Raw genomic sequence first — 18,244 nt, 5'->3', positions numbered from 1 at the left:
CGCGCGTAGGAGCGCATCCGGGCGCGACGGGCATTCCCGAGTAAAGCCATTCGCGCTCAGGCGCGCTCCTACCGCTGTCCTTGCATCTTGGAGTGAATGCATGAAACACCTGCGTCCCGTCGCCATCGGTCTACTCGCCGCCGCCTTGTTCACCGCCTGCAAGCCGGCGCCGCCCGCAGCCGAGCAGGCGGCAACGCCTGGCTCCGCCTCGACCGGCGCGCAGGCTGCCAAGGCCTTCGATGCGCTGCTGGACAAGCAGTGGCAGTCCCAGCTGCAGCACAACCCGGAGTTCGCCAGCATCATCGGCGACAAGCGCTACAACGACCGCTGGAGCGATTACTCGCTGGCGGCCGTGCAAGCAGAGCGCGCCGCAACGGCCGACCTGCTCAAGCAGTTCGAAGCGGTGGATGCCAGGACGCTGGACGAGCAACGCCAGCTCAGCCTGCAGATGATGCTGGGCCAGTTGCGCGACAAACTGGAAGGCATCGACCTGAAGACCTATGCAATGCCGCTGGAGCCGATCGGCGGCATACAGTTGGCGTTGGCCGGGTACGGCGATGCCTTTCCGTTCGAAAACGCCAAGGATTACCAGGACTACATCAAGCGGCTACAGACGATTCCGACGGTGATCGACCAGGTGATCGCGGTGTCGCGTCAGGGCGCGAAGGACGGCCTCACACAGCCGCGTTATCTGCTGGAGCGCTTGCCCGAGCAGATCGACAAGATTGCGGCCTTGACCGGCGAGCAGAGCCCGTTCGCCTCGCCATTGAAAAAGCTCGACGCCGCCGTACCGGCCGACCAACGCGATGTGCTGCGCAAACAGCTGTTCGCAGCGATCGACCAACAGGTGCGCCCGGCTTACGGAAAGCTGGCCGCGTTCGTCCGCGACGAATATGCCGCGCAGGGACGCACGCAGGAAGGCGTCTGGTCGCTGCCCGATGGCGAGCGCCGTTATCGCTATGCCATCCATACCCAGACCACCACCGACATGGCGCCGGAAGAAATCCACCAGATCGGCCTGAAGGAAGTGGCGCGCATCGAAGGCGAGATGACGCAGATCGCCAAGGCGCAGGGTTTTGCCGATCTGGCGAGCTTCCGCAAGGCCGTGGAGACCGACAAGCGTCACTTCGCCACCTCGGGCGAGCAGATCTTGCAGCAGTACCGCCAGTACATCGCAGCGATGGAACTGGAGCTGCCGAAGTTGTTCGGCCATCTGCCCAAGACCCCGCTGGAAGTGCAGGCGATGCCGGCGTTCCGGCGGACCGCACCGGGCGCCGAATACTGGCAGAGCAATCCGGAAGGCACCAAGCCGGCGATCGTGAAGGTCAACACCAGCGACTTCGCCAGCCGCACGTTGATCAATATCGAAACCACCGCCTATCACGAAGGCGTGCCCGGGCATCACCTGCAGATTTCGCTCGCGCAGACATTGCCGCTGCCGCCGTTCCGCCAGCAGGCCGGCTACAACGCCTATATCGAAGGTTGGGCGCTGTATGCCGAGCGCCTGGGCAAGGAGATCGGTTTCTTCAAGGACCCGTATAACGACTATGGGCGCCTGTCCGGCGAATTGCTGCGCGCCAACCGGTTGGTGCTCGACACCGGCGTGCACTACAAGCACTGGAATCGCCAGCAGATGGTGGATTTCTTCCACGCACATCCATCCGACGACGAGCCCAGCATCCAGTCCGAAACCGATCGCTACATCGTCTGGCCGGGCCAGGCGCTGGGGTACAAGCTCGGCCAGCTGCAGATCCTGGCGTTGCGTGCGGAAGCCGAGAAAGAACTCGGTGATCGCTTCGATGTGCGCGCCTTCCACGATGCGGTGCTGGGCGGCGGCGCGATGCCGCTGGCACTCTTGCAGCGACGCGTGCGGCAGTGGATCGCGCAGGCCAAGGCGGCGCCGGAGGCACGTCGATGAGCACCATCAGCGCGTTACGCGCGAGCACATTGACCGTGTTGATTGCAGCCAGCCTGGGCGGCCTGGCCTTGCCCGTGCACGCAGCCGAGGTCGCTGCTGTGGCCACGCAGAATACCGCGGCCGCACGCTTCAAGGCCTTGTACACGCGCGAGTGGCGCTGGCGCCAGGCGCAGGCGTCGGGCGCGGTGGATGAAGACAACCAGGCCACGCAGGAGCAACAGGCCGACCATCTGCCCAAGGTCGATGTCGCGACGCAGAACCAGCGCACGGCGTATTGGCAACAGGTGTTGAAGGAACTGGATGCCATCCCGCAGGCGCAGTTGTCGGCCGAAGATCAGGTGAGCTACCAGGTGTACCGGCAACAGTTGCAGGTATTGCTGGACCAGCAGCGCTTTCGCGCCTGGGAAATGCCGTTCAACAGCGACTCGGCGTTCTGGAGCGATCTGGGCTTCAGCGCCGAGGCCACGCTGCGCACGCGCGAGGATTACCAGCGTTATCTCAAGATGCTGGCTGACATCCCGCGCTATTTCGCCGAGCACACCGACAATATGCGCGCCGGGCTGGCGCGCGGTTTCACCCAGCCGCGGGTCACGATGACCGGGCGCGACCAATCCATCGCCGACGTGGCGCAGGCCAAAGGCGAGGCCAACCCGTTCTACGCGCCGTTCAAGCAAATGCCGGCGACGCTGCCTGCCGATGTGCAGGCGCAACTGCGCCAGCAGGCAGTCAAGGCCATCGATACGCAGGTGGTGCCGGCGTACGCCAGGCTGCTGGACTTCATCCGCAATGACTACCAGCCGCGCGCGCGCACCACGCTGGCCGGCGAGGCATTGCCGGACGGGCAGGCGTATTACCGTGCGCAGATTCGTGAGTTCACCACGCTGGACTTGAGCCCGGATCAGATCCATCAGATCGGCTTGCAGGAGGTGGCCAAGCTGCGCACGCAGATGGACCAGACCATCGCGGCCAGCGGCTTCAAGCCGCCGGCCGGGCAGGCAGTGTTCCCGGCGTTTCTGCATTTCCTGCGTACCGACCCGCAGTTCTACGCCAGGACGCCGGAAGAGTTGCTCAAGCAGGCGGCGTGGATCGCCAAGCGCGTGGACGCCAATGTGGGCGATTACATCGGCCGGCTGCCGCGCCGTCGCTTCGCCATCGAACCGGTGCCGCCGGAGCTGGCGCCGTTTTACACCGGTGGTCGCGGTGGGCCGGGCATCTATCTGGTCAACACCTACAACCTGCCGTCGCGGCCGCTGTACAACCTGACCGCGCTGACCTTGCACGAATCCTCGCCCGGCCACGCACTGCAGATGCCGCTCGCGGCAGAGGCGCAAGGCTTGCCGGCGTTCCGCCGTTACGGCTTCATCTCCGCCTACGGTGAAGGTTGGGCGCTGTATTCGGAGTATCTGGGTCAGGAGATGGGCATGTACGACACGCCCTATGACCGTTTCGGCTACCTGACCTACCAGATGTGGCGCGCCTGCCGCCTGGTGATCGATACCGGCATCCACCACAAGGGCTGGACGCGCGAGCAGGCGCAGGCCTACCTGCGCGACAATACTGCGCTAAGCGAGCACGAGGTCACCACCGAGGTGGACCGCTATATCGCCTGGCCGGGGCAGGCGCTGTCGTACTACCTGGGCGAGCTGAAAATACTGGAGCTACGCCACAAGGCAGAAGCCGCGCTGGGCGAAAAGTTCGACCTGCGCAACTTCCACGATGCGGTGCTGCAGACCGGCTCGGTGCCATTGCCGGTGCTGGAAGCGCGCATCGACCGCTTCATCACCGATGGCGGCGTGTCGCCGTACCCACAGGATGACCAGGCAGGGGAATCGGCAGAGGCGAAGGCCTCCGCCAGCGACTGACACGTGCGCGCACGTGAAGGCCTTAAGTGCAGTAACCGCGCTTTCCACATTTCGGGGCGACGTATGACCACCCACGCTGCGACCACGCAAGGCAAGTTCCACAAGCGGTTGAGCCTGACCGACCTGACCTTCATCGGGCTGGGTTCGATCTTCGGTTCCGGGTGGTTGTTTTCGGCCAGCCACGTCTCTTCGATCGCGGGGCCGGCCGGCATCGTGTCGTGGATCCTCGGCGGCATCGCGGTGCTGTTGCTTGGGCTGGTGTATTGCGAACTCGGTGCGGCATTGCCGCGCGCCGGCGGAGTGGTGCGCTACCCGGAGTATTCGCATGGCGCCTTGCTCGGCTCGCTGACCGGCTTCATCACCTTGATTGCGTTCTCCAGCCTGATCGCGATCGAAGTGGAGGCGGCGCGGCAATACGCAGCGGCGTGGTTCCCGTGGTTGAGCCAGCCGAACAGCACCCATCCCAGCATCGTGGGTTGGCTGGTGCAGCTGGCGTTGCTGGTGCTGTTCTTCGTGCTCAACTATTTCAGCGTCAAGACCTTTGCGCTGGCCAACAACATCGTCAGCATCTTCAAGTTTCTGGTGCCGATCCTGGTGATCGTGCTGCTGATGCAGCACTTCGATGCCGGCAATCTGAGCGTGCATGGGTTCGCGCCATCGGGCATGGCAGGCGTGGAAGCGGCGATCTCGGCCGGCGGCATCATCTTCGCGTACCTGGGACTGACCCCGATCGTGTCGGTGGCCAGCGAAGTGCGCGACCCGCAGCGCAATATTCCGATTGCGCTGATCCTGTCGGTGGCGCTGTCCACGGTGATTTACGTGCTGCTGCAGCTGGCGTTCCTGGGCAGCATCCCGGCCGCGCAGCTCGCACACGGCTGGGCGGGTATCGACAAGGCCTTCTCGCTGCCGTACCACGACATCGCCTTAGCGCTGGGCATGGCGTGGCTGGCGGCACTGGTGATCTGCGATGCGATGGTCTCGCCCAGCGGCACCGGCAATATCTACATGAATGCCACGCCGCGCGTGGTGTATGGCTGGGCGCGTAGCGGTGGATTCTTGCCGGTGCTGACGCGGGTGGATCCGGCGTCGGGCATCCCGCGTCCGGCACTGTGGTTGAGTCTGGGCTTGTCGATCTTCTGGACGCTGCCGTTTCCCTCGTGGGAAACGCTGATCGGCGTGGTGTCGGCCGCCTTGGTGCTGAGCTATGCGGTGGCGCCGATCACGGTGGCGGCCCTGCGCCGCAGAGCACCGGACTTACCGCGCCCATTTTTCGTGCGTGGCCTGCCGGTGCTGGGGCCGCTTTCGTTCATGGTGGCGGCGTTGATCGTGTACTGGTCCACCTGGCCGACCTTGTCGTGGTTGCTCGGCTTGCAGGTGCTCGCGTTCGTGCTGTATGTGCCGTACCGCCTGCCTTCGCGCGAAGGCCGCGCGCGCCTGGTGCGGCAGGTGCACGCATCGTTGTGGCTGATCGTGTTCTTCGTGCTGGTGATGCTGGTGTCGTGGGCGGGGACGTTCGGCGGACATGGCTGGATTGCGCATCCGTTCGATACGCTGGCTGTGGCGGCCATTGCGTTCTTCATTTATCACTGGGGCGCGCGCAGCGGTTTGCGCAGCGACGAGCTTGCGCTGGAGGAGGACGATGGTGAGTGAGGCGCGCCGCAGCGCACTTGGTTTGCGTCGATGGTGTGCGCTGGCCGCCTCGGTGATGCTGTTGTCCGGTGCTGTGCAGGCTGCGCCCAGCGTTGCCGATTACCAACGCTCGCTGGGGTTGCGCGAGCAGTGGATCACGCTGACGGAGAATGTCGCCTGGCCGGCGCAATGGCAGGACAATGGCAGGTTCCATTACCGCAAGACGGTGCCGGGTGGTTTTGCGTTCGTCAGTACCGATGTGGCCACGTTGCAGAAGCAGCCGGCCTTCGATCAGGCGCGCGTGGCGCAGGGCTTGAGTGCGGCAACCGGACAAGCCTACGCGCCGCTGCGCCTGCCGTTCGAGCAGTTCTCGTTTTCAACCGAGGGCGAACGCAGCAATGGCGCCATTGTCTTCGCACTGGACGATGCGCCCTGGCGTTGCACGCTGACCACCTACCACTGCGCACCCGATGCTCGGCTGCAGTCGGCACGCCCACGCGGTTTCGGCGTGGTGCGCGACCCGCTGGTGCCCGCCGACACCACGCCGCGTCGCTCGCCCGATGCCACGTGGGAGGTGCTGGCCGATGGTTGGAACCTGGTGTTGCGCCATGTCGCCGACGGGCAGGTCACCCGGCTCAGCAGCGACGGCCGTGCCGATGACTATTTCGATCTGGAGAGTGTTGCCTGGTCGCCGGATTCGCGGCAGCTGGCGGTGTACCGCGTGCGTCCGGGGCTGGCTCGCCGTGTCACCCGCGTCGAAGCCGCGCCTGCCGGCGGCGGGCAACCGGTGGTGCATACCCAGTTGTATCCCAAGCCGGGCGATGCGGTGGATGTGGAGCGGCCGGTGCTATTTGCGCTGGACGGCACACGCCGCGACGTGGACACCGCGTTGTTCGACAACCCGTATTCGTTGTCGCCGCTGCAGTGGCGCAGCGATGGGCGCAGCGTGGCGTTCGAGTATGTGCAGCGTGGTTTTCAACGCATGCGCGTGATTTCGGTGGATGCAATCAGTGGGCGCGCGCGCGTGGCAGTCGGTGAAGACGCGCGCACCTTCGTGTATGCCGACCGCAGCTTTCGCCACGACGTAGACGGGCGTGGCGCTGAGGTGCTGTGGATTTCCGAACGTGACGGCTGGCGGCACCTGTATCTGTTCGATGGACGCAGCGGCAAGGTCAAACGCCAGCTCACCCGCGGGCCGTGGGTGGTGCGCGATGTGCTGCGCGTGGACGATGCGCAACGCCGCATCTGGTTCACGGCCAGCGGGATGGATGCGGGCAAGGATCCGTACGACCGCCAGCTCTACAGCGTGGATTTCGACGGCCGCCGGTTGACCCGCTTGACCCACGCCGAGGCCGACCACGATGTGGCGATAGCCGATGACGGCCTGCATTACGTCGATGTCTATTCGCGGCCGGACCTGCCGCCGGTGATGGAGCTGCACGCCATCGATGGCCGGCTGCTGCACACCGTGGAGCGTGGCACGATCGACAAGCTGCAGGCCGCCGGCTGGCGCGCGCCGGAGACCTTCGTGGCCAAGGGCCGCGATGGCACCACCGATATCTGGGGCATGGTGGTGCGTCCGCGCGACTACGATCCGCGCAAGACCTATCCGGTGATCGAGAACATCTATGCCGGGCCACACGATTCCTTCGTCCCCAAGACGTTCTGGCCGTTCGGTTATCACTCCGGCGGCGACAAGCAGATCGGCATGCAGGCGCAGGCCGATCTGGGTTTCATCGTGGTGATGATCGACGGCATGGGGACCGCCAATCGCTCCAAGGCGTTTCATGATGTGGCGTGGAAAAATCTGGGCGATTCCGGGTTTGCCGACCGCATTGCCTGGCATCGTGCGCTGGCGGCCAAGGACCCGTCTTACGACATCAGCCGCGTCGGTATCTACGGTGCATCGGCCGGCGGGCAGAGCACGCTGGGAGCGCTCGAGCGTCATCCGGAGTTCTACAAGGTGGGCGTTGCGTTTGCCGGGTGCTACGACAACCGCATGGACAAGATCAGCTGGAACGAGCAGTGGATGGGCTGGCCGGTGGATGCGCACTATGCGCAGGCGTCTGGCGTGGCCAATGCAAGCAAGGTGCAGGGCGACCTGCTGCTGATCGTCGGCGAGCAGGACAGCAATGTGGATCCGGCGTCCACCGCACAAGTCGTCGACGCACTGATCAAGGCCGGCAAGGAATTCGACCTGCTCACCGTACCGGGTGGCGAGCATTCGGTTGGCCGCTCCAGCGGGCCGATCGATTACGTGCAACGTCGCCAGTACGACTTCTTCGTGCGCCATCTGCGCAACGAATCCACGCCGCACTGGAATTCCCTGCCATCGGAGGCGCAATGATGGGTTTGTTTGTTCGATTCAAGCCGCAGCGGCGCTGCCGCCTCGCGGCGCTGCTGTGGTCGTTGGTGATGTTGGCCGCTAGCGCCCCGCTGCTGGCCAGTGCCGAAGAACTGCCGCGCTTGGTCACCCAGAATGGCCGCCATGCGCTGTTTGTCGATGGTGCGCCGTATACGATCCTGGCCGCGCAATTGCACAACTCCAGCGCATGGCCGGCGGTATTGCCCAAGGCGTTGGACGAGGTGGTTGCCCTGCATGCCAACACGGTGGAAGCGCCGGTGTACTGGGAGCAATTCGAGCCGGCACAGGGCCGCTTCGACACGAGCAATGTGGACGCGCTGATTGCCGGCGCCCGCAAGCGCGGCTTGCGTGTCGCGCTGCTGTGGTTCGGCAGCTGGAAGAATGGCCAGATGCATTACGTGCCGGAATGGATCAAGCGCGACGAAGCGACCTACCCGCGCATGCGCGACGCCAATGGCGAGCCGGTGGATGTGTTGTCGCCGCATGTGGCCGCCAATATGCAGGCCGATGCGCGTGCGTTCACTGCGTTGATGCGGCACCTGCGCAAGGTGGATGGCGACCGCCATACCGTGATCCTGGTGCAGGTGGAAAACGAGCCGGGCGCCATCGGTACCGTGCGCGATCACGGCCCCGCAGGGGAGGCCGCGTTCGCACAACCGGTGCCGGCCCAGATTGCGCGCGCGCTGGGCAAGCCGCAGGGCAGCTGGCAGCAACTGTTCGGTGCCGAAGCAGCCGAAGCGTTCAATGCGTATGCCACCGCCGCGTATATCGAACAGGTGGCCGCCGCCGGCAAGCGTGTGTATCCGCTGCCGTTCTATGTCAACACCTGGCTGCGCTACAAGGGCAAGCGCTATCCGGGCATGGACTATCCGTCCGGCGGTGCGACGGTGAACGTATTCGCGCTGTGGCGCGCGGCCACGCCGTCGATCGATTTCATCGGCACCGACATCTACACCAACGATTACAACGAATACACCAAGGTCATCGGCCAGTATGCGCGGCCCGACAACCCGGCCTGGGTATCGGAAACCGGCTTCGAAGCGGCCACCGCGCCGTATCTGTTCCATGTGCTGGGGCAGGGCGGGGTTGGCTTTTCGGTGTTCGGCATGGATGGCAACTCGCAGCGGACGCTGCGCTTCGGCGACTGGGAGGCCAAGGTGTCGTTCGGTGCGCCCATGTGGGGCGATGCGCCGCCCATTCTGCCGGGCAACGACGACCACGCCGGCAGGCTACTGGTGGCGCAACTGGGGCCGGAGGAATTTCTGGTGACGGGCATGGCGGCGCGCATTGAATTTTTCCGCGACGCGGCCGATACCCGTCATGGACAACTGTTGCGGGTGGAGCAGGGGCGGTATGTCGATGGGCGCTGGCAGATGGAAAGGCAGCTCAACGGCGACCAGACCGACTACGGCCTCAACTTCGGGCGTGTGGATGCGGCTGGCAATGTGCCCGTGGTGTTGCGGGTGCGGGTGGGTACTTACTGAGCGCGCGTGACGCGGCTGTAAGGCGGGCGTTGGGGGAATCGACGAGCTGGGCAGGACATTGCGGCTGCTGTCCGCCGGTTCTAGTGTTCCGAGCAGTGCCACTGACACATATTTGTTGATGCGAGTGCCAAAGCAGTAGAACGCGGTTGCCAGCTGCGAGTGTGTTGGTGGGTTGTCAACAAACGTCATCGGTTAGTTCTCAGTTTCTACAGCGGAGCCATCATGAGCATCAGCAGCATCGCCAGTTCCGGAATGCAGGTCGCCGCGCTGCGTCAGCAGGTCGCGGCCAGCAATGTGGCCCGTCAGCCCGTGGACGGCAGCCCGCGTCAGTCCGTTGCCGCCAGCACCCAGGCCAATGGCGGCGCGGCGGCCAGCGTGGTCGATGCCAGCGCCTATCCATCTGCACCGGCCACCGATCTGGTGGAAGGTCTATCGGCACGCAATGACTTCCAGGCAAATGCCAACGTGTTGCGGCGCTCCGACGAGATGCTGGGTAGCTTGTTGGATGTGTTGACCTAATCGGTTGGCCTACACGACGACGGTCGTCGACCTGTAGCATTGTGTGCACGGCGTGTCCTGCGAACGACAAGGATGCCGTGCACTCAAGGTCTTCGTGTTTTCTGCAGGGCGCTTGCCCGCCCACCATCGCAGGACACGCTGCAAGTACGTCCTTGTAAGCTCCGTGGCGGCATCCATGCCGCCAAGGGTCCCGCGACGGTGAGCGGGCAAGGACCGGCCAACCTGGTCGGTGCGCAGCGTTTCTACAAGCAACCATCAATGCGACGCCGTCGAAAATAACCAGCCAACTCTCTGGTGCGGTGAATGCACCGCGCACTCAAGGTTTTCGCGTTTTGCTGCACGGCCCTTGCCCACCCACCATCGCCGGACACGCTGCAAGTACGTCCATGTAAGCTCCGTGGCGGCATCCATGCCGCCAAGGGTCCCGCGACGGTGGGCGGGCAAGGACCAGTCGAGATGGTCGGTGCGCATGGTTCGGCAAAGCAACCGGCAGAGGGCTTTGCCCTTTTCCTTCGCTTTCATCAAAACCACCCGCCAACTGTCTGGTGCGGTGTCGCCGCCGATTGCGGGACCGTTGGCGGCATGGATGCCGCCATCGAGCCCCCATGGACGGGTTGACGGCGTGTCCCGCGAGCGGTGAGGGCACCGCACACGCGACGCGTCGATCTCCTCGCAACGCCGACGCGGTGAGGGCATCACGTATTCAAATAAACAGGCGTTGATCCGGAGCGTCATACTGAAATCGCTGTACTCACAACCTCATTGCCCGTCAGTGCCCAGCACCTGTGCCGCATTTATGATATCCACGCCCTGTAGCTGTCCCAGCCAGTTGTCGAACCAGGGTTTGTGCATCGCGCCGACCACCGCCAATACCCGTGCGCCGGGTTGGTCGGCAAAGCTGGCACGCACGTTAGACACCATGCGCAGGTTGCGGATTTCCCACCCGGACACGTAGCGATAGCCGTAGTGCTCCGGCGAGTCCTCGCTCAACGCAGCGCGAAAATCCACTGCAATCGCCAGCTGCTGGCTGGCAGGTAGATTGATCGCGCGGTACAACTCCAGCAGTTCGCCTTCGCTTGCCAACTGGTCTTCGTGTTCGCGCATGGTACGTGCACGCGGCGCGGCCTTGTCCCAGGCCGCCTGAATCGCCTTGCCGTAGGACACCGGATCGCCTATGTCGATGTTGTCGCCGGTGTGATCGTCGGCCGAATACACACGCTGCAAACCAAGCCGTGCCGCCAGCCGCGCGGCGATCTGGTTGCTCTCGTTGGGGCGCTCCTGTGCCTTGCGCAAGCGCGCCACCAGCGCAGCATCCAGCCCGTCGCCGGCACGTTGGTCGGCGGGTGCAAGCTGTAGCCATTGCACCAACGCAGATGACGGGTCGCCGGAGGCCAGGAACAGCGCTGCCAGATGGCGACGTTGTGCCGGCATGGGCGTCTGCGGCCAGGTCTTCAATGCGCTGCGTACCTGGCCAACGGCGGCTGGCACATCCAGTCCGGTGGCACGCGCAGCGTCGGCGGTGTCCGGACAATAGTTAGTGGTGTCTTCGGGCAGATAGACCGCAGGATGCCGGCGCATCAGATCGCAGCTTTCGCCAGACAGGTTTTCGACGGTGATGATGGTGGGGCGGTAAACAGCCAGTCGGTCTATCAGCGGTTGCAGGCGCGCGGCACTGATGTCGCTGCCCTTGGGCAACTGGGATAGATGCACGCTGCCGAGTACCAGCACCTGCGTGCGTGGCGCGGCCATCTCCGCATCCAGCTGTGACAGATCCACTTGCGCCTGCGCTACGCAGGGCGTGATGAGCGTCAGCAAGACGGAGCACAACATGCGATGCCGCCATGGCGCGGTCACGGCCGAACGGGATGCCGCAGCGTTGACGCCGTTCGGTTCGCAAGGGACTGGGATCTGCATGACGCTCCTTGTGGAATGATCGTGTCCGCGCCACCGCAAGCGCACCCTGCGGCGGTGGACGTGCGGCGAGTGTGGCCGAGGCAGCGGGCGGCGGGCCCGGCCGGAAAGTCATGCGGTCAAATGGCAGGGGCGGCAGTGCGCCCACCCTGCGAGGTTTTTGCCTGGTGGTGAAACGTCGGTCACGGTGGGTTGCACGTGCCGCATGCAAATGGCCTGAGCGTGCGTGGCGGCAGACCTGCAGGGGAGCTCGAGCGACGCAGCGAGGCGAGCGGCAGCCACCGCGCTTGTACGCTGATATCGGGGCATTCCGCGCGCGGTGATGGCTGCTTGCAGCATCGCCCATGCCACGCTCAGTCCGGTCGCAGCGCCTCGGCCAAGCGTGCGCCGTCGGGCACGCCCAACCCGGTATTGGCGTCCCAGCCGGTGGATGCACGGAAGCCGGCGTTATCGCCGGCAACGATGTCGCGGAATGCACCCGGCCGACCGTACAGACGCGGCAACACGAAGCGGGGTTGCATGCGGTTTGCGCCGTAGATGCGTGCCAGCAAGGCCGCCCATAATGGCGCAGCGGCGCTGGTGCCGCCCATCACGGCGGGCTGCCCGTTGATCGACAGGTAGTAACCGGTCTGCGCGTCGGCATTGGCTGCCACATCGGGGACACCACGCATGCCCAACTGGCGTGACTGATGCTGCGCATTGGTGATGCGCAGACCCATCTGCCAGGCAGGGCGGGCAAAGAACCTGCTTTCTCCGCCGCCGCCGTTCGTCCAGGCTTGTTCGTTGGCGCTGTCGGCCGTTACCTGGAGCCGAGTGCCGCCGCAGGCAAGCACGAACGGGCTGGATGCCGGAAAGCAGACATTCAATCCTGGCTGCCCGTCGCTGGCGCCATCGTCGCCAGCGGCAATGCACACGGTGATGCCCATCAGTGCAGCGGCCTGAAACGCACAGTCGTACGCCTGCCGCGATTGCGGCGTCCATTGCGATTCGGTGAAGCCCCAGCTGATGCCGATGACGCCAGGAGAATGCTCTGCATCGTGGATGGCGGCGTTGATCGCCTCCAGAAAACCGTTGTCGGTGTTGGGCGCGAAATACACCACCAGTTTGGCGCCCGGCGCGATTGCCCCGGCGATCTGGATATCCATCTGCGCTTCGACATCGGCATCAGCATTGCCGCGACTGACGGTATTGGTGGCCCCGGGCAACAGCACATCGACCAGTGTCGGCATGGGCACGCGCAGCTGCGCGAAATAGGCAGCCACCTGTTCGCGTGCATAGCCGCCGCCCAATACAATGATGCCGATGCATTGACCGTGCCCGTCGTGCTCGGGAAAGCCGTAGAGCTGCGCCAGCTGCGGTGGCGTGTATTGCATGATCGGACCATCCTGACTGTCGAGCGTTGTGGGCCGCACCGCGGGCGGCGAGGATGCAGTCGCCTCGGGCACGCTGGGTAGCGTCTGAGCCTGCGGGCGTGCGTCCAGCCCCAGCACGGCGGTGACGATGCCGCCCAGGGTCTGTGGAATCGATACCGGGCCGGTGCGTCCGCGATAGCGCAATGCACCATCGATATAGTCGCGCAAGCTGACCTGGAATGCGGCCTCGCATTGCTGCACGGTGCCTTCCACGATCACATTGCCGCTGTCTGCGTGCGCGCGCTCGATCGTCAAGCCATAGCTGGCGGCAAAGTCGGCAACGGCCTGCAGATCTGTCGCACTGGCAGCGAAGCGCTCGCTGAACTCCGCGCGCGTGCACGCACTCGGTAGCGTATCGGGCTGCAGTTGCAGCAGCGCATCGGCAGCGGCATTCAATGCCGGCATCCGCACCGCGAGCAGGACGCGCAGGCGTTCGTCCTGCGGCGGTTGTCCGGCTTGGATGGTGGAGGGGGCGGTACGGCGCTCACTGCCGGCCAGGATCGTGTGCATGCGGGGGAGAACTCCATCGAGGTGGGTGGGACAACGTGGGTTGGTGCAGATCCAATGTCGCCGCCGCGTGCTGCGCGACCAGCGCGGCGCGCACGACGGCCAGCGTGTGCATTCAACGCCATGCGCGGGTTGTCCGTGCAGCGGGGTACCGCGTGCGATGTACTGCAATACGAAGCACGGACGCATCGATCGCTGGGCCACCGGCCAATGGCACGCAATGGCAAGCGGTTGCAGCAAGATCAGCATCGCCCGCGTGCGCCTCAAATCCTGCGACAGCATGCCGCGTGGTTTGCGAGGCCAGCGTCCTGGCGCACTCAGGGCCGCCGCGCGCCCAACCGTCAGCGGTCCACGCGTCGGGGCGATGTGCAGATTTCCGCACCGGTGTCTGACCGCCGTCACAAGACGCCGTGCAGCAACGCGCGCACGATGGGCCACGATCATTCGAGGGAGTAACGATGGACCGTAGAACTTTTCTGCGTCGGGGCGTGGCGGCCACCGCGGCGGTCGGTGCAGGTGCCACGCTGGCCACGTCGTCGGCTGCAAGCACGCTGCCGGCGCCGACGCTGCCCCGTCTGGAACCGCTGCCTTCGGCCGCGCATGTCGGCAGCACGCTGTGCAGCTTCACCCACCTGCAGCGGCATTGGACGGTCTACGAGCATCTGGACGACGCGCAAGGCCAGCTCACGTTGTGCACCGACAGCGGCATGTTGCGCCTGGACAAACGCACCGAGCCGGCCTATCCGGCCGGGGGCACGCCGTATTTCGGGCTGCCGCTGGCGCAGGTGGCAATGGCCGAAGCCGACCTGCTGGCCGACCGCCTGCTGCGCGACGGCGACCCGGACGAGGCACAGGTGCGCGATGCCGCGCCGCCGCCTGCCTCCTTGCTCGACCCCAAGGACAACGGCGGCCGCTGGCCGTGGACCACCTTTGTGGGCACACGCGAAAGCCTGGACACCATGCCCATCCTCCCCAACGGTCGCAGCCGCACCTCGCGTCCGGAACAAGCCTTCGCCGAGCTGGGCGAGGAAGCGCTGATCAAGCGCCGCGAAGAAGGCATGCTCGGCGGCTGGATGCCGGCGGTGCGCAAGGTGATGCGCCGTGAGGGCGAGCCCGACAGCTGGTACGACGTGCTGGTGTTTGCCGACGTGCGGGCAAGCGACCGCTTCGTGGTGCAGACCTGGCACCGCACCATGAAGGTCAAGGCCGGCGCCATCGTCGCGGTGCACTACACGCACAGCTACCCCGAATTTGCCCCCTCGCGCAGCGCCGCCACGGCCGAACAGTTCTACGCCGCACTGATCGATTTCGCTGCGTATTGGCAGCAGGCGCTGCAGGGCACCGTGCAGGCGCAGTTTCCCGATGCGAGCTGGAACGACATGGCGCAGTTCGCGTTCGCGCGCGAGCTGGTGGTGCGCCCTGGCGGCGACTACCCGAAGTATGGCGCGGTGGAACGCGATTACTACGGCAACGAATACGACGGTTTTCAGGACACCTTTACCAGCTCGTTGTACGCCAACCTGGAGTGGGGACGCTTTGCACAAGCCGCGGCGGTGCTCGACAACTACTTCGACGCCTTCGTGCAGGACGATGGCCTGCCGAACATGCGCGGGCCGGAAGTCGGGCAGTTCGGGCTCACCTTGTCGTTGCTGGCGCGGTACCTGCGTTACACCGGCGATGCGCCACGGCTGCGCCGCGTGCTGACCAAGATCGCCGCCACCGCGCAGCTGTTGTGCGCCTTGCACGACCAGGCGCTGGCACTGCCGCGCACGGCGCATGGCCATGGGTTGCTGCACGGCTGGAACGAATCCGATGCCTGCCTGTTTCCCGATCCATCGCTATGGTGGAAACCGTATTTCGCCAATAGCGCGCTGACCATTCGCGGCTGGGAAGACATCGCACAGGTGTGGAGCACGCTCGATGGCGATGCCGGCCAGGCCGCGCAATGGCAACGCCGCGCCAAGCAGCTGCGTACGCGGCTGGAGGCCAGCCTGCGTGCCAACGTGCGTCGCGACCTTTCGCCGCCGTACGTGGGTCCGTTGCCCGGGACCACATTGACCTTCCGCCAATCGCTGCTGCAGGAAAAGCCCAGCGAACAGCAATGGCCGCATCGTGCATATGCCGAACTGCTGCAGGCCGATGTGTTGCCGGACGATCTGGCCCACCTGGTGATCGATTGCCTGCGTGGCCACGGCGGCACCAGCATTGGCGTGGTGGCCAACATCGCACCGCCGGAGCCGGGCAGCCGCGATCTGCTCGGTTTCATTTCCTACGGCTACGCGCAACAACTGCTGCGGCTGGATCGCATCGAAGAATACCTGTTGTTCGTCTACGCGCATCGCTATCAAGTGCACACGCGCGGTAGTTGGACCGCCGGGGAAGTCAGCGGCATCACCGGCGGCATGCCGTTGTTCTGCATCCCGGCGCAGATGACCATTCCCTTGCTGCTGCGCTGGATGCTGGTCAGCGACGACAGCGCCGGCGAGCAGTTGTTTCTCGCGCGTGCGGTACCGCGCGCGTGGCTGGGCAGCGGTGCGCCTGTTGGCATCACCGCAGCGCCAACGCGCTGGGGCACGGTCACCTTGACGCTGCGCACCGACACTGCGGCGCGTTGCATCAGTGCCGATGTGCAATTGCCGGAACGCGCACCTGCACGCACCTGGCTCACCTTGCGCACGCCCGCAGGCACACGTCTGCAGCGCGTGCTGGTCGATGGAAAACCGGCGCGAGTGCAGGGCTCGCATGCGGATCGGGTGGCCTTGCCCGGTGCTGCTGCACTGGTGAAGGTGCAGGCGTGGTACGTCTGACAACCGCGACGCGATGCGCAAGCATCGCCTTGCTGCAGTGTTGCTGGACATGGCGTGCCACAGTGCCGCTTTGCTGATCGCATGCAGGTGCTGTGGTCGATCGTAGAGACCAGGGCACATCGGATGATCGTGTCGGTATGTCGCTGCTTGGGCAATCCAGGCATGCCCGAAAGCAGGCGCAAGCACGCGATTTTCCGCATGCGCCCCGACTAAATTCGTCAAGACGGCGCAGTGCCGTTGTCGCAAGATTTTTTTTAACGTAACGCGTGTGTCACAACGTGTGCTCTCAGGGGAGAGCGGTGCCGTAGCAGGTGCCGTCCTTGCATGCGTAGAGACCTGCCGCTGAGACGGCAGGCCGGTGCAGTTTCTGTCGTGATCGATCCCTCCATCTGTGCGCTGTGCCGGTGCGGCTTGGCCGTGCGCGGTCGTGCAGGAAGGTGGCCCGTACCCTGCGTCAGCACGAGGATTTCCGATGTCGTCCAGCCGCACTGCTGTTGCTCCCCAACGACGCGTCTTGCAGACCACCAGGCTCGTCAACGCTGTGTTGTTTGCACTGGCGGTCGCCGCCGTGCCGGCCGCCGCGCAACAGCGTGGCGATGGCGCAGACGATGCCACCCAGACCTTGGATCAGATCAACGTCACCGGCACCCATCTGCGCCGCGTCGACGCCGAAACCGCCAGCCCGGTCGTAGTGATCGACCGGCAGCGTATCGAAGACAGCGGGCAGAGCACGCTGGGGCAGCTGCTGCAACGCTTGCCGATGATGGCCGGCTTCCAGACCGGGCCCGCGCTCAATTCCAACTTCAGTCACGGCCGCGCGCTGGTGTCGCTACGCAATCTCGGGCCCGAGCGCACCTTGGTGTTGGTCAACGGCCATCGCATGGCAGGGCCTGCCAGCAGCGTGGCGTCGGCGCCCGGCGTGGACGTCAATGCAATCCCCGCAGCGATGGTGGAGCGCGTGGAAGTGCTCACCGACGGTGCGTCGTCGGTATACGGCTCCGATGCGATCGGCGGGGTGGTCAACGTCATCCTCAAGGACAAATACGACGGATTCGCTGCCACCGCGGACTACGCGCAGAGCACCCATGGCGATGCCAATCGACGCACGCACGGGCTGGAATGGGGCAAGACCTGGGACCGCGGTAGGCTGATCGTAGGGCTCAGCCGAAACTCGATGAACCCGGTGTTCAATCGCGACCGCAGTTATGCGGCAAAGCAGGTGGAATATCTCGATGGGCAGGTCAGCGAGGTTCGCGGAGCCAACACCCGCGCCTTCCTGACCGACGGGCGCGTGCTGACGCCGGTGGATGGCGTCGCGCCGGGGCCGGTCGGCGAAGAGGCGTTTCGCCCCTACAATCGCGCCACCGACAGCTACAACGTCTACGACGCGCAGTACCTGATCACCCCGATCAAACGCACCAATGCCTCGCTGCACGGCAGTTTCGACTTCAACCCCAGCGTGCAGGGCTACATGGACGTGTTCTGGACGCGCAGCAAGACGGTCTCGCGCTTGGATGCCTACGGGCTGGAAATGCCGGACGCGGTAGACAACTACTACAACCCGTTCGGCGATCAACTGGACGCCTACTATCTGCGCTCTCCGCAGGCCAATACGCGCGTCTACACCTCCACCATGTTCCAGACCAATATCGTGGCTGGCTGGCTGGCTGGCGCGGGCGCGTGGATGGCACCAGTTGGCAGTGGGATGCGGCGGCCGGCCATGCACGCTACAAGGACACCTTGGGAAGGTCTGATCAACTCACCGCAGATGCGCGACACTATCGCCTTATGTAGAGGATTCATCCATGCAGCTGACGTTCGGTGACGCTG

10 protein-coding genes and 1 pseudogene are annotated in these 18,244 nt (G+C 64.9%); 8 read left to right on the top strand and 3 right to left on the bottom strand.

Annotated features, from left to right (window positions below; all coding sequences use genetic code 11):
• The first annotated feature begins 100 nt into the window (after positions 1–100).
• The 6 genes from J7367_RS00055 (at position 101) to J7367_RS00030 (ending at position 9,777) form a co-directional block, all read left to right on the top strand.
• Positions 101–1,918: a DUF885 family protein gene (locus J7367_RS00055; protein WP_057661261.1), complete on the top strand. Its 1,818-nt coding sequence runs from the start codon at positions 101–103 to the stop codon at positions 1,916–1,918.
• Positions 1,915–3,780, top strand: coding sequence for a DUF885 family protein (locus J7367_RS00050; RefSeq protein ID WP_057661279.1), 1,866 nt, complete (start codon positions 1,915–1,917; stop codon positions 3,778–3,780). The genes J7367_RS00055 and J7367_RS00050 overlap by 4 nt, the downstream gene beginning before the upstream one ends.
• 63 nt (positions 3,781–3,843) lie before the next feature.
• On the top strand, positions 3,844–5,430 hold the full coding sequence (locus J7367_RS00045; protein ID WP_057661282.1) for an APC family permease: 1,587 nt from the start codon (positions 3,844–3,846) through the stop codon (positions 5,428–5,430).
• Positions 5,420–7,756, top strand: a complete 2,337-nt coding sequence (locus J7367_RS00040; RefSeq protein ID WP_057661263.1) for a S9 family peptidase — start codon at positions 5,420–5,422, stop codon at positions 7,754–7,756. The genes J7367_RS00045 and J7367_RS00040 overlap by 11 nt, the downstream gene beginning before the upstream one ends.
• Positions 7,756–9,258, top strand: coding sequence for a DUF5597 domain-containing protein (locus tag J7367_RS00035; protein ID WP_057661265.1), 1,503 nt, complete (start codon positions 7,756–7,758; stop codon positions 9,256–9,258). The genes J7367_RS00040 and J7367_RS00035 overlap by 1 nt, the downstream gene beginning before the upstream one ends.
• A gap of 222 nt (positions 9,259–9,480) precedes the next feature.
• Positions 9,481–9,777, top strand: a complete 297-nt coding sequence (locus tag J7367_RS00030) for a hypothetical protein (protein WP_057661267.1) — start codon at positions 9,481–9,483, stop codon at positions 9,775–9,777.
• A 255-nt stretch (positions 9,778–10,032) separates the two neighbouring features.
• On the opposite strand, the gene J7367_RS00025 is transcribed toward J7367_RS00030, so the two are convergent.
• The 3 genes from J7367_RS00025 to J7367_RS00015 form a co-directional block, all read right to left on the bottom strand.
• Entirely contained in the window at positions 10,033–10,512 is a 480-nt protein-coding gene (locus J7367_RS00025; protein WP_176215023.1) for a hypothetical protein, read from the bottom strand.
• Positions 10,513–10,536: 24 nt separating this feature from the next.
• Complete coding sequence (locus J7367_RS00020; protein ID WP_057661268.1) at positions 10,537–11,607, bottom strand: DUF5694 domain-containing protein; 1,071 nt, start codon at positions 11,605–11,607, stop codon at positions 10,537–10,539.
• Positions 11,608–12,041: 434 nt separating this feature from the next.
• Positions 12,042–13,610 carry a S53 family peptidase gene (locus J7367_RS00015; RefSeq protein ID WP_057661271.1) on the bottom strand — a complete coding sequence of 523 codons (1,569 nt, stop codon included), beginning with the start codon at positions 13,608–13,610 and terminating at the stop codon, positions 12,042–12,044.
• A gap of 455 nt (positions 13,611–14,065) precedes the next feature.
• Between J7367_RS00015 and J7367_RS00010 the strand changes: the two genes are divergently transcribed.
• Both J7367_RS00010 and J7367_RS00005 read left to right on the top strand, forming a co-directional pair.
• On the top strand, positions 14,066–16,414 hold the full coding sequence (locus J7367_RS00010) for a Tat pathway signal protein (protein ID WP_150146486.1): 2,349 nt from the start codon (positions 14,066–14,068) through the stop codon (positions 16,412–16,414).
• A gap of 472 nt (positions 16,415–16,886) precedes the next feature.
• Positions 16,887–18,166: pseudogene (locus tag J7367_RS00005) on the top strand (TonB-dependent receptor plug domain-containing protein); the annotation flags it as partial.
• Positions 18,167–18,244: the final 78 nt, after the last annotated feature.

This window comes from Xanthomonas sp. D-36-1 (assembly GCF_017746155.1).
GTDB lineage: Bacteria > Pseudomonadota > Gammaproteobacteria > Xanthomonadales > Xanthomonadaceae > Xanthomonas > Xanthomonas cissicola.
Note: the sequence above shows the minus strand (reverse complement) of the source record. Positions and strands in the feature narration are given on the sequence as shown.

Excerpts from the sequence above, each read along its gene's own strand:
- J7367_RS00055 (WP_057661261.1), top strand. The coding sequence starts at position 101 with ATGAAACACCTGCGTCCCGTCGCCATCGGTCTACTCGCCGCCGCCTTG.
- J7367_RS00050 (WP_057661279.1), top strand. The coding sequence starts at position 1,915 with ATGAGCACCATCAGCGCGTTACGCGCGAGCACATTGACCGTGTTGATT.
- J7367_RS00045 (WP_057661282.1), top strand. The coding sequence starts at position 3,844 with ATGACCACCCACGCTGCGACCACGCAAGGCAAGTTCCACAAGCGGTTG.
- J7367_RS00040 (WP_057661263.1), top strand. The coding sequence starts at position 5,420 with ATGGTGAGTGAGGCGCGCCGCAGCGCACTTGGTTTGCGTCGATGGTGT.
- J7367_RS00035 (WP_057661265.1), top strand. The coding sequence starts at position 7,756 with ATGGGTTTGTTTGTTCGATTCAAGCCGCAGCGGCGCTGCCGCCTCGCG.
- J7367_RS00030 (WP_057661267.1), top strand. The coding sequence starts at position 9,481 with ATGAGCATCAGCAGCATCGCCAGTTCCGGAATGCAGGTCGCCGCGCTG.
- J7367_RS00025 (WP_176215023.1), bottom strand. The coding sequence starts at position 10,512 with ATGACGCTCCGGATCAACGCCTGTTTATTTGAATACGTGATGCCCTCA.
- J7367_RS00020 (WP_057661268.1), bottom strand. The coding sequence starts at position 11,607 with ATGTTGTGCTCCGTCTTGCTGACGCTCATCACGCCCTGCGTAGCGCAG.
- J7367_RS00015 (WP_057661271.1), bottom strand. The coding sequence starts at position 13,610 with ATGCACACGATCCTGGCCGGCAGTGAGCGCCGTACCGCCCCCTCCACC.
- J7367_RS00010 (WP_150146486.1), top strand. The coding sequence starts at position 14,066 with ATGGACCGTAGAACTTTTCTGCGTCGGGGCGTGGCGGCCACCGCGGCG.